The sequence below is a fragment of the Curtobacterium sp. B8 genome (genome assembly GCF_000333315.1).
Classification (GTDB): Bacteria; Actinomycetota; Actinomycetes; order Actinomycetales; family Microbacteriaceae; genus Curtobacterium; species Curtobacterium luteum.
Map to the genome: position 1 here is coordinate 1 of NZ_BACW01000422.1, position 11,425 is coordinate 11,425.

General features: G+C 72.0%; 11 protein-coding genes. 9 read left to right on the forward strand and 2 right to left on the reverse strand.

Features of this window, described 5'->3' with window-relative positions; genetic code table 11:
* The coding region (locus tag I59_RS10920; RefSeq protein WP_022903900.1) for an ABC transporter ATP-binding protein at positions 1–611 on the forward strand (611 nt) is incomplete at its 5' end.
* Between the two features lie 11 nt (positions 612–622).
* Positions 623–1,684 (forward strand): ABC transporter permease, encoded by a 1,062-nt coding sequence (locus I59_RS10925; RefSeq protein WP_261976556.1) that lies wholly within the window; start codon positions 623–625, stop codon positions 1,682–1,684.
* Positions 1,685–1,799: 115 nt separating this feature from the next.
* Here I59_RS10925 and I59_RS19780 read toward each other — a convergent pair whose 3' ends face one another.
* Together I59_RS19780 and I59_RS10935 are read right to left on the reverse strand one after the other, a co-directional pair.
* Entirely contained in the window at positions 1,800–2,234 is a 435-nt protein-coding gene (locus I59_RS19780; protein WP_261976557.1) for a flavin reductase family protein, read from the reverse strand.
* A gap of 64 nt (positions 2,235–2,298) precedes the next feature.
* Positions 2,299–2,814: an NADPH-dependent FMN reductase gene (locus tag I59_RS10935; protein WP_022903903.1), complete on the reverse strand. Its 516-nt coding sequence runs from the start codon at positions 2,812–2,814 to the stop codon at positions 2,299–2,301.
* Positions 2,815–3,439: 625 nt separating this feature from the next.
* Between I59_RS10935 and I59_RS10940 the strand changes: the two genes are divergently transcribed.
* The 7 genes from I59_RS10940 to I59_RS21440 all read left to right on the forward strand — a co-directional run.
* Positions 3,440–4,621: a sugar ABC transporter substrate-binding protein gene (locus I59_RS10940; protein ID WP_022903904.1), complete on the forward strand. Its 1,182-nt coding sequence runs from the start codon at positions 3,440–3,442 to the stop codon at positions 4,619–4,621.
* On the forward strand, positions 4,618–6,246 hold the full coding sequence (locus I59_RS10945) for a sugar ABC transporter ATP-binding protein (RefSeq protein WP_022903905.1): 1,629 nt from the start codon (positions 4,618–4,620) through the stop codon (positions 6,244–6,246). The genes I59_RS10940 and I59_RS10945 overlap by 4 nt, the downstream gene beginning before the upstream one ends.
* Positions 6,246–7,283 carry an ABC transporter permease gene (locus I59_RS10950; protein WP_022903906.1) on the forward strand — a complete coding sequence of 346 codons (1,038 nt, stop codon included), beginning with the start codon at positions 6,246–6,248 and terminating at the stop codon, positions 7,281–7,283. The genes I59_RS10945 and I59_RS10950 overlap by 1 nt, the downstream gene beginning before the upstream one ends.
* A 327-nt stretch (positions 7,284–7,610) precedes the next feature.
* The gene (locus I59_RS19785; RefSeq protein ID WP_222835011.1) at positions 7,611–8,444 is read left to right on the forward strand and encodes an LLM class flavin-dependent oxidoreductase; all 834 of its coding nucleotides are present in this window, start codon (positions 7,611–7,613) and stop codon (positions 8,442–8,444) included.
* Complete coding sequence (locus I59_RS10960; protein ID WP_022903907.1) at positions 8,441–9,349, forward strand: carbon-nitrogen hydrolase family protein; 909 nt, start codon at positions 8,441–8,443, stop codon at positions 9,347–9,349. Before I59_RS19785 ends, I59_RS10960 begins: the two co-directional genes overlap by 4 nt.
* Positions 9,346–11,049 carry an amidase gene (locus I59_RS10965; RefSeq protein ID WP_022903908.1) on the forward strand — a complete coding sequence of 568 codons (1,704 nt, stop codon included), beginning with the start codon at positions 9,346–9,348 and terminating at the stop codon, positions 11,047–11,049. The genes I59_RS10960 and I59_RS10965 overlap by 4 nt, the downstream gene beginning before the upstream one ends.
* Before the next feature lie 46 nt (positions 11,050–11,095).
* Positions 11,096–11,425: MFS transporter (locus tag I59_RS21440; RefSeq protein ID WP_261976558.1), on the forward strand; the 330-nt coding region annotated here is incomplete at its 3' end.

Genomic DNA, 11,425 nt, shown 5'->3' on the forward strand with positions numbered 1-11,425 from the left:
AGGTCGCCTACCTGGCCCGCCTGCACGGGTGGGGAAAGCGGGAGGCCGCCGACCGGACGCAGGCCCTGCTGGAACGGCTCGGGCTCGGCGAGCACGCGGACGACGAGGTCGAGAAGCTCTCCCTCGGCAACCAGCAGCGCGTGCAGGTCGCCGCCGCACTCGCGCACGACCCGGAGGTACTCGTCCTCGACGAGCCGTTCTCCGGGCTCGACCCGATGGCCGTGGACGTGGTGCTCGGGGTCCTCCGGGAAGCCGCCGCCGACGGGGTCCCGGTGCTGTTCTCGAGCCACCAGCTCGACGTGGTGGAGCGCCTCTGCGACGACGTCGTCGTGATCGCCGACGGCCGGATCCGTGCGTCCGGTCCGCAGGAGGACCTCCGGAGGCAGGCGGGGCCGCCCGCGTGGGAACTGCTCGTCGACGGCGACGTCGCCTGGCTCCGGGACGAGCCGGGCGTCACGGTCCGCGACTTCGACGGCGGCTACGCCGTGTTCGAGGCCTCCGACGCGGTCGCCCAGTCCGTGCTGCAGCGTGCGGTGTCGTCCGGCACCGTCGGGTCGTTCGCTCCCCGGGTGCCCCGGTTGAGCGAGGTCTTCCGGGAGGTCATCCGGTGAACGGTTCGTTCGTGTCCGCCGTCCGGCTGGTCAGCGCCCGGGAGATCCAGGCGCGGGTCCGGAGCAAGGCGTTCATCGTCTCCGCGCTCGTCCTCGTCCTGATGGTCGTCGCGTCGATCGTCGTGTCCGGCATCGTCGGCGGTGCGACGGCCGACGACAAGACCCCCGTCGCCGTGGCGGAGGGCGTCTCCCTGCCGTCGTCCGTGGGACTCGACGTCACGCCGACGGCCACGACCGCGGCCGCCGAACGGCTCGTGCGCGACGGTGAGGTCGACGCCGCGATCGTGCCCTCCGACGACCCGCTCGGGTTCTCGGTCGTCGGGCTCGACTCGACCCCAACGGCGGTCGTGCAGGCGCTCAGCGTCTCGCCGGAGGTCGAGTTGCTCGACCCGGACGCGCTGCCCGAAGGCCTCGTGTACATCGTCGCGCTGGCGTTCGGCGTCGTGTTCTTCGCCTCGGCGGTGACGTTCGGGCAGTCGATCGCGCAGAGCGTGGTGGAGGAGAAGTCCACCCGGGTCGTCGAGATCCTGATGGCGGCGATCCCGGCCCGGGCCCTGCTGGCCGGGAAGGTGCTCGGCAACAGCGTCATGGCGTTCGCGCAGATCGTCGCGGTGGCGATCGCGGCGACCATCGCGCTCGCCGTGACCGGCCAGGACAACCTGTTCACCCTGCTCGGCCCGAGCATGCTGTGGTTCGTCGGGTTCTTCGCGGTCGGGTTCGTGCTCATCGCGGCGCTCTTCGCGGCCTCCGCGGTGCTCGTCTCCCGGCAGGAGGACGTCGGCAGCGTCACCACCCCGGTGATGATGCTCGTGATGATCCCGTACGTGCTCATCATCGTCGCGTACTCGAACCCGACGGTCCTCGGCGTGATGTCGTACGTGCCGTTCAGCGCCGCGATCGGCATGCCGATGCGGATCTTCCTCGGGACCGCCGCCTGGTGGGAGCCCGTGCTGTCGTTCCTGGTGCTCCTCGCGTCCGTGGTCGTGGTCATCCTCGTCGGCGCGCGGATCTACGAGAACGCGTTGCTGCGGACCGGCAGTCGCGTGAAGCTGGCGGAGGCGATCCGCGGCTGACGCCGCGAGGGACGGACTGGAGGCCCGGATCACGTGCGCAGACCTGCTCACGTGATCCGGGCCTCCGGTCCGTCGACCGGTTCCGGGTCGGTCACGTCGACCGGCCCCCGGTCGGTCACGCGGTGAGCGTCGCGAACCCTGACCGGTGCCAGACGAGCGGGCTGTGCGCGAAGTCCGACATGAGCCCGAGGACCCGCAGGACGACGATGTCGTGGTCGCCCGCCGGGTAGGTGTGCTCGACGGAGCACTCCATCCAGATCGGCGCCCCATGCAGGAACACCGACCCCGTCTCGGAGACCGAGGTGTCCACCCCGACGAACCGCACGGACTTGTCCTTCGACGCGAGCTGGCGGGTCACCTGGGCGTGCCCCTCGCCGAGCACCGAGACGCCTATGGTCTCGGCGCCGCGCAGCACGGGCCAGGTCGAGGACGTGTGCTGCACCGCGAACATCACGAGGGGCGGGTCCGGCGAGACGCCGACCGTGAACGACGACGCGACGAGCACGGTGGGCTCGCCGTCTACAATCGCGGACAGGGCCCCCAATCGCACGGAAAGCCGGAGAAGGCCTCGCGGAGCGCGGAGAGGTCGGGGGCCTCGGTCGAGTACGGGCTGATCATGAGCGGGTTCCTTCCTGGAGGCTCGTGGCCGCACCGAGGACGACGTCGCGCCAGCGCGCGGTCCAGGCATCCGTCGACGCGGGCTCCGAGTAGTGCTTGTCGTTGAGGTACAGGGCGGGGGCGGGCACGGTCGCGCCGAGTTCGACGAGGACCGGCTTGAGGAAGACCTCGGGGGCGAGCGCGTGCGCTGGTCCGGCGCCGAGCATGACCGGGACGGCGACGACCCCGGCGAGACCGTCAGCGGTGGCGAACTGGTCGAGGAACAGCTTGAGCACGCCGGTGTAGGTCGCCTTGTACGTGGGCGACGCGACCACGACGAGGTCCGAGGCGGCGGTGGTCCGCACGGCCTCGGCCACGCCCTCGTCGCCCCAGCCGAGGAGCCCCGCACCGAGCTCGACGACGTCGACGACGTGGTCGGGTGCACGACCGGTGAGGCGCTCGAGGACGACCGTCGCGGCGTCGAGGGTCCGCGAGGCCGGCTTCGGGTTGCCGACGACGACGGTGGTGATCATCCGGTGCGCTCCTGTGCTCGGGGTGGTGTGGTGGCGGTGTCCGCTGCGTGCAGTCCACTCCCGGCGCGTTTCGCCGTCGTGGCGCGTCGGTGTCGAGTCCGTTACGCCAGGGGCGTCGAGGTCGGTCCGCACGGAACGGCCTGGTCAGGACCCGGTCACAGCCGGTCCACGGCGGCAATGCGCCGGTCGCCGACCGCCGACTTGTGAGAGACGTGTTCCCGGAATCCGTCCGTCGCGGGTCCGCCGTGTTGCGCCCACCCGCCGCCGCCCCGGAACGGCGCCGATCCGCACATCGACGCGGGTCCGTGGCGCGGACGGGATCGCCGCGGGCGCGCGGTTCGCGGGTCCGTCCGGGCACCCCGGCACGGTGGCCTAACACCAGCGAAACAAATGCCTAACAGGACCGTTACCGCGCAGGCCCCTGCACGCTCGGCCGGGCCGTTACATTCGCATCAGCCCCACCGGAGCGGCCCCGTCCCACCGACGCCATCGCCGCCGGTGCAGCAGCACCCTCCCCCGTGACCGGTCGTCCCACGCCGTCACGCCCACCCCGCGCCGCGGGGTGTTCGTCGTTCCCGCAGCACCCCCACCCGTCCCCGCACCACGTCCTGGAGGTCACCGACCGATGTCGTCCCCCGCACCGACCCGAACACGCTTCGCCCGCCCCGCGATCCTCGCCGCCGCCCTCAGCGGCGTCCTCGTCCTCTCCGCCTGCTCCGCCACGAGCACCGCGTCCACCGGCTCGAAGGACGACGCGGCCGGCGTGACCCACGCGACCAGGAAGATCACCGCCGCGAGCGTCGACCCCGAGTTCACGTTCGAGGGCAAGCCCTTCGACCTGTCGAAGATCGCCGGCAAGACCATCTTCAACATCCCGAACTCGTCCGCCGTCCCGTTCATCGTCTCCGTCGACGAGGCGGGCGAGGCGCTCGCGGAGCGGTACGGGGCGAAGTGGATCGAGTACACGAACCAGGGCACGCCGACCGAGCAGTCGGCCGGCATCGACCAGGCGATCAGCCGCAAGGCGGACATCATCGTCCTCGCACAGGGCGTCAACGGCGAACTGATCGTCCCGGCGCTGAAGCGGGCGAAGGCGGCGGGCATCCCGGTGCTGGTCAGCCACACCTACCAGACCGGGCAGGCGCTCCCGTCGCAGCTCCAGCCGCTCGTCGCCGCCCAGGTCACCGCGCCGTTCCACGAGGCCGCGAAGCTCAACGCCGACTGGGCCATCAAGGAGACCAAGGGCACGGGTGACGTCCTCATCATCACCTCCTCCGAGGTGCCGCCGTCGAACGGGATCGTCGAGGCCATGCAGGAGGAGTTCGACCAGTACTGCTCCGGCTGCACGGTGAAGGTCACGAACGTCCCGGTCGCCGACTGGGCGACGAAGATCTCGTCGACCGTGCAGTCCGCGATCCAGTCCGACCCGAACCTCGACTACGTGCTGCCGATCTACGACTCGATGGCGCTCTTCGTCGAGGCCGGCGTCACGGCAGCGGGCAAGACCGGCCAGGTGCACACGTCCTCGTACAACGGCACCCCGGCGGTCATGAAGATCCTGCAGCAGGGGAACGTCATGACGATGGACATCGGCGAGAACATGGAGTGGCTCGCCTACGCCACGATCGACCAGGCCGGTCGCGTGCTCACCGACACCCCGATCATCGAGGACGGCGACGAGCAGACGCCCCTCAAGGTCTTCACGAAGGACAACGTCGACGAGACGGGCACGCCGCCCGAGCCGAGCAAGGGCTACGGCGACGCCTACAAGACCGGGTACGAGAAGATCTGGGGCCCGGCGAAGTGACCGACACCCGGGAGGCACGGCTCGGCTCCGCAGCGTCCGCTGCGGCCGCCGGGGTCGGTGCGGACACCGCGCCCGTCCTGCGCATCAGCGGGCTCACCAAGCGCTTCGGCGGACTGACCGCCCTCGACGACGTCGACCTCGAGGTCCGTCCGGGCCAGGTGCACGCGCTGCTCGGCGAGAACGGGTCGGGCAAGTCCACCCTCATCAAGGTGCTCTCGGGCACCTACGCCCCGGACCCCGGGGCGACGATCGAGGTCCGCGGCGACCGACTCCCCCTCCCCGTGCCTCCCGGGCACTTCCGACGCGTCGGCATCAGCTTCGTCCACCAGGACCTCGCCCTCGTGCCGTCGCTCGGCGTGACCGAGAACCTCCGGCTCGCGTCCGTCGTGGCCGGCCGCGGACCGTTCGTCCGGTGGAGGGCCGAGCACCTCGCCGCCGCCGCCCTGTTCGAGCGGTACGGGGTCGACATCGACCCCCGTGCCCGGGTCGAAGCGCTCACGGACACGCAGAAGGCGCTCGTCGCCATCCTCCGCGCGGTCTCCGAGCTCGGCGACGAGCGGTCCCTCATCGTCCTCGACGAGCCGACGGTGTTCCTGCCGCCGGACGACGCCGACCTGCTCTTCCGGGTCGTCAAGGACCTCGTGTCCGACGGTCGGACGTCGGCGCTCCTGGTGTCGCACGACATGTCCGAGGTGCTCGAGTACGCGGACCGGGTCACGGTCCTGCGCGCCGGGCGGGTGCAGGCCCACCGCGACACCGCCACCACCACCGCGGACGAACTCGTGTCGCTCATCGTCGGCCGTGGCGTGGCGGGCCAGACGACCAGGGCCTCGCGCCCGGCCGCGACCGGCGACGCCGTCGTCCGGGTCCGCGACCTCACGGTCGGCCCGGTCGACGGGCTGTCCTTCGACGTCGCGGACGGCGAGGTCGTCGGCATCACCGGACTCGCCGGGTCGGGCGTCGAGGACGTCCTCCCCGGCCTCTACGGCGCCCGGACGGCGACCGGCACGCTGACCCTCGACGGCGCGACGACCGACCTGGCCCGCGCCACCCCGGCCGACTCGATCGCGCAGCACGTCGTGTACGTCCCGGCGGACCGCAAGCGCGAGGGCGGCGCCCTGACGCTCTCGGTCGAGCAGAACGTGACACTGCCGGTGCTCGGACGCCTCCGCGGGCTGCTCGGGCTCTCCCCGGCCCGCGAGCGGTCGCACGTCGCCGGCCTCGTCCGCGAGTACGACGTGCGGCCCGCCGACCCGGCCGCGCTGTTCGGGACGCTCTCCGGCGGCAACCAGCAGAAGGCCGTGCTCGCGAAGTGGATGCAGGACGACCCGCGCCTGGTCCTCCTGCAGGAGCCGACGCAGGGCATCGACGTCGGGGCCCGCGCGGCGATCTTCGCGATGCTCCGGCGCAGCGCGGACCAGGGCGTCTCGATCGTCTGCGCCTCCACCGACCACGACCAGCTCGCCCAGGTCTGCGATCGCGTGGTGGTCCTCGCCCACGGCCGCGTGCACGACGTGCTCACCGGCGACCGCATCGACCGCGACGTCATCGCGGCCGCGGTCGTCGCCAGCACCGTCGACCCTCCCACCCCCGTCGACTCCTCCCCCGTCAAGGAGAACGCCTGATGTCCACCACCGCCGAGCCCGTCCTCGAGACCGGCATCCCCCGCCCCGGCCGCCCGCGCTTCAGCTGGGGCCACACCGAGCGCTACGCCCTCCTCGGCGCATGGCTCGTCATCGTGATCGCGTTCAGCGTCGTGCTGCCCGACACCTACCCGACGCTCGGCAACCTGCAGAACATCCTCGGCTCGCAGTCGGTCCTGCTCATCCTGGCGCTCGGCTTCCTGTTCCCGCTGACGGCCGGCGAGTTCGACCTGTCGGGGGCGTCCACGATGTCGCTGTCGGCGATGACCATCGCGGTCCTCAACGCGCAGGCGGGCGTCCCGCTCGTGCCGGCCATCCTGGTCGGGCTCGTCATCGGCGTGGTCGTCGGCCTCGTGAACGGTCTGCTCACGGTGGCGTTCCGGATCGACTCGTTCATCGTGACGCTCGGCACGTCGACGTTCATGATCGGCCTGATCCAGTGGATGAGCGCCTCCTCCTCCGTGACCGGTGTCGACCCGGCCCTCGTGAACGCCACCGTGGGCTGGCGCGGTCTCGCGGGCCTGCCCCTCGCCTTCGTGTACGGGCTCGTCGCGACCGTCGTCGTGCTGATCGTCCTGAGCGCCACCCCCGTCGGCCGGCGCCTGCTCTTCGTCGGGACCGGCCGCACGGTCGCCGAGCTGTCCGGCCTGAACGTCCGACGGCTCCGGGTCGGCGCGTTCGTCGGCGCGGGCTTCACGGCAGCGGTCGCCGGGGTCGTCTACGCCGGCACGCTCGGCGGCGCCGACCCGTCCAGCGGACAGTCGTTCCTGCTCCCCGCGTTCGCCGCCTGCTACCTCGGCGCGACCGCCATCGTCCCCGGACGCTTCAACGCCGTCGGGACCTTCATCGCCGTCTACTTCCTGTTCTCCGGCGTCGTCGGACTGCAGATGCTCGGCGCCGACAACTTCGTCCAGCAGCTCTTCTACGGCGGCGCACTCATCGTGGCCGTCGCGGTCTCCCAGACGATCCGCCGGCACGCCGTCACGAGCGCCGCGAAGGCCGCCGCCAAGCGGTCCTGACCTCCGGCCCCTCCAGCCCTCCCCCATGACCACGACCCTCACCACAGAAAGCGAGTCCCCCATGGACATCGGCGTCTTCATCCCGATCGGCAGCAACGGCTGGCTCATCTCCACCGCCTCGCCGCAGTACAAGCCGTCGTTCGACCTGAACCTCGAGATCGTGCAGAAGGCCGAGTCGTACGGCTTCGACTTCGCGCTCTCGATGATCAAGCTCCGCGGGTTCGGCGGGCCGAGCGGCTTCTGGGACGAGAACCTGGAGTCCTTCACCCTGATGGNCGGGCNNTCGCGCCGCACGGAGCGTATCCGGCTCTTCGCACGACGGCGGGTGTGACGATCCCGCCCGCGATCGCGGCTCGGATGGCCGCGACCGTCGACTCCATCTCGCACGGCCGGTTCGGACTCAACCTCGTCGCCGGGTGGCAGAAGGCCGAGTACGACCAGATGGGCCTGTGGCCGGGCGACGAGGTCCACTTCAAGCGCCGCTACGCGTACCAGACCGAGTACATGCAGGTGATGAAGGAGCTGTGGGAGACCGGTCGCAGCGACTTCCAGGGCGAGTACTTCCAGATGAACGACTGCCGGATGCTGCCGAAGCCGACGTCGCACATCCCGATCGTGTCCGCCGGGCAGTCGTCCCAGGGCATGGCGTTCGCTGCCGAGTACTCGGACTACAACTTCTCGATGGGCGTCGGCGTGAACACGCCGACCGCCTACGCCGAGCAGAACCAGGCACTCCTCGAGGCCCGGGCGAAGACCGGCCGCGACGTCGGCTCCTACGTGCTCTTCATGGTCATCGCCGACGAGACCGACGAGGCCGCGCAGGCGAAGTGGCAGGCGTACAGCGACGGCGTGGACGTCGAGGCGATCGCCTGGATGACCGGGCAGGCGCTCACCGACACCAACGGCGAGGAGGGCAACACCGCCAAGCGCATCTCCCTGCCCGAGGGCGCCGTGAACATGAACATGGGCACGCTCGTCGGCTCGTACGAGCACGTCGCGGCGATGCTCGACGAGGCCGCCGACGTCGAGGGCACGAAGGGCATCATGCTCGTGTTCGACGACTTCCTGCAGGGCATGGACGACTTCGGCAACCGCATCCAGCCGCTCATGCGCACCCGTGAAGGCGTCGCCTCCGTCGCACCGAGTGCGGTCACCGCATGACGACCGGCAGCACCGGGCCCGTCATCGAGGTCGCGATCGTGCAGGCCGGCGAGACGCCCGCCGACCACGGACTCGCCCTCGACGGACTCCTGGCCCTGTTCGAGCAGGCGGCCGACGGCGCCGACCTCGTCGTCTTCCCCGAGCTCGCGACCACGCCCTACTTCTGCGGCGTGCGCAACGACGACCGCAAGGCCTGGGCGCAGCCCGTACCCGGCCCCGCCACCGCCCGGTTCGCCGAGGCCGCCCGTCGCCTCGGCACCGCGGTCGCGTTCGGCCTCTACGAGGACGGCGGTGACGCGCTCTACAACAGCGCCGTCCTGATCGACGCCGACGGCAGCGTGGTGCACGGCACGGACGTGCACGGCGAGCGCGTGCCGACCTACCGCAAGACCTCGATCCCGAAGGACGACCTCTCCGACGTCGACGAGAAGCACTACTTCGCGCCCGGTTCGGGTCCGGTCGTGTTCGACGCGCTCGGCACCCGGTTCGGGATGCTCATCTGCTACGACCGGAGCTTCCCGGAGTACTGGCTCGCCTCGCGCGCGGCCGGTGCTGAGGTGATGCTCGTCTTCGTCTCGTCGATGGGCTTCCGGGAGACCCTGTTCACCCAGGAGCTCCAGGTCCGGGCGATGGAGACGCAGGCATGGGTCGTCGCACCGAACCGCGGCGGACAGGAGACGCTCGACGGCAAGACCGTGAGCTACTTCGGCCGGTCGTCCGTCGTCACCCCGCGGGGCGCGCTCGTCGTCTCGGCTCCCGCCCACGAGGCCGGCCCGATCGTCCGCGCGACGATCGACGTGTCCGAGGTCGCCGCCGCCCGGACCGACTTCCCGCTCGGCCGCGACCGGCAGCCCGGCGTCTTCCGGTACCTCGCGGACGCCCACGCCCCGGCGGTGCCGGTGTGAGCGCGACGACCACCGCGCCCGACGTGTTCACGGTCGTGCGCGCGACGATCGCACCGGAGCTGGACCGGGCGCTGGCCGCGAGCCGCGCCCGGCCCCTCCCGGCGTCGCCGTCGTCGCTCGCCGCCGAGCCCGGGCACAGCCGCGCGCTGTTCACCCGGCTCCTGGAGGCGGTGACCACGGCCGCGCCCTCGACGGACCGCCTGACCACGGGCCAGGGAGCGCCGGCCGACACCACGCCGACGACGAGCTCCACCGCGGCGGACCCCGCCGGCGCCACGGTCACCGAGCTCCTCGCCGCCTACGCCGACGGCGCCACCACCCCCACGGCCGTCCTCGCAGCGCTCGCGCCGCTGTGGACGACCGACGCGGTGTGGTCGGACGCCGTCCTCCGGCTCGTGGCCGGTGCCGACGCGGCCGCCACCGAGTCGACCCGCCGCTGGGCCGAGGGCACCGCCCGGCCGCTCGAGGGCGTCCCGTTCGCGGTGAAGGACATCATCGACGTCGCCGACACCGTCGTGACGAGCGGTTCGCTCCAGACCGGCGACCGGGTCGCCCAGGCCGACGCCACGGTGACGGCACGGCTCCGGGCGGCCGGCGCGATCCCCGTCTTCATGGCGGCGACGACCGAGTTCGCCTGCGGCGGTCCGCACAACGCCCGCTACGGAGCCGTCCGCAACCCGTGGGACGCCGAGCGGTGGACAGGCGGCTCATCGACCGGGTCGGGCTCGGCGCTGGCGGCGCGGATCGTGCCCCTCGCGCTCGGGACCGACACCGGTGGGTCCATCCGGGTGCCGTCCGCGCTGTGCGGCACCACCGGCATCAAGCCCACGCACGGGCTCGTCCCGCGCACCGGGGTCACGAGCCTGTCCTGGACGCTCGACCACGTCGGGCCGATGGCCAGGAGCGCCGAGGACCTCGCGCTGGTGCTCGACGTGCTGGCCGGCGACGACGGCGCGGACCCGTCCACGTACCCGGCCGTCCCCGACCTCACCGCGGACCCGGCCCGGGTCGTCGGGATGCGCATCGGTGTGCCGCGGTCCTGGTTCACCGAGCGCGTCGACGCCGCCGTGCTCGCGGCACACGAGGCCGCGGTCGACCGGTTCCACGAGCTCGGGGCCGAGGTCGTCCCGATCGAGTTCGACGACCTCGAAGCCGTCGACTCGGAGTGCTGGACGGTCTTCTACGGGGAGCTCGCCGTCAACCAGGAGGCGAACGCCGCGACCGCCGAACGCTTCGACGCCGGCACCCGGGCGCGCTTCGAGGTCGCCTTCACGCCGAGCGCCGCCGACTACCTCCGCGCACTGCGTCGGCGTCCGCTCGTGCAGGCCGCGATGGTGGCCCGGATGGACGAGGCCCGCGTCGACCTCGTGCTGACGCCCGGCATCGGTGCCACCGCCCCGCGGCTCGACGACCTGACGATGTCCGTCGACGGCGAGCGCCACAACCTGCACGAGGTCGTGCCGCGGAACACCCGCCTGTTCGACTACGTCGGCTTCCCGGCGCTGATGATGCCCGCGGGCGTCGCACCGGACGGCCTGCCCGTCGGCGTCCAGCTCGTCGGGCGTCCCTGGGCGGACGGCACGGTGCTGTCGGCCGCGGTCGCGTTCCAGCGCGCGACCGACCACCACCGCCGGGTCCCGCCGGTCTCCGCTTCGCGCTCCACCACCGCCTCCGCCCCGGGAGGGCCGTCCCATCCGTAGTCGCACCACCGACGAGGGCGCCGCCCGCCGCCGCGCCTGGCAGGTCCTGTGCGCGTCGAGCCTCAGCGTCGTCCTCGTCTTCATCTCCTCCAGCGCCCTGCTCGTCGCGCTCCCCGACGTCAGCGCGGACCTCGACGCGAGCGCCCTGCAGTCCAGCTGGGTCCTGCTGAGCTACATGCTCACGACGACGACGCTCATCCTCGTGTTCGGCCGGATCGCGGACCTCGTCGGTCGGCGGCGCCTGTACCTCGCCGGGATCCTCGTGTTCCTCGTCGCGTCGCTCGCGTGCGGCTTCGCCCCCGACGCCGCCGTCCTCATCGGCGCGCGGCTCGTGCAGGGCGTCGGCGCTGCCGCGATCGTCACGAACACGACGGCG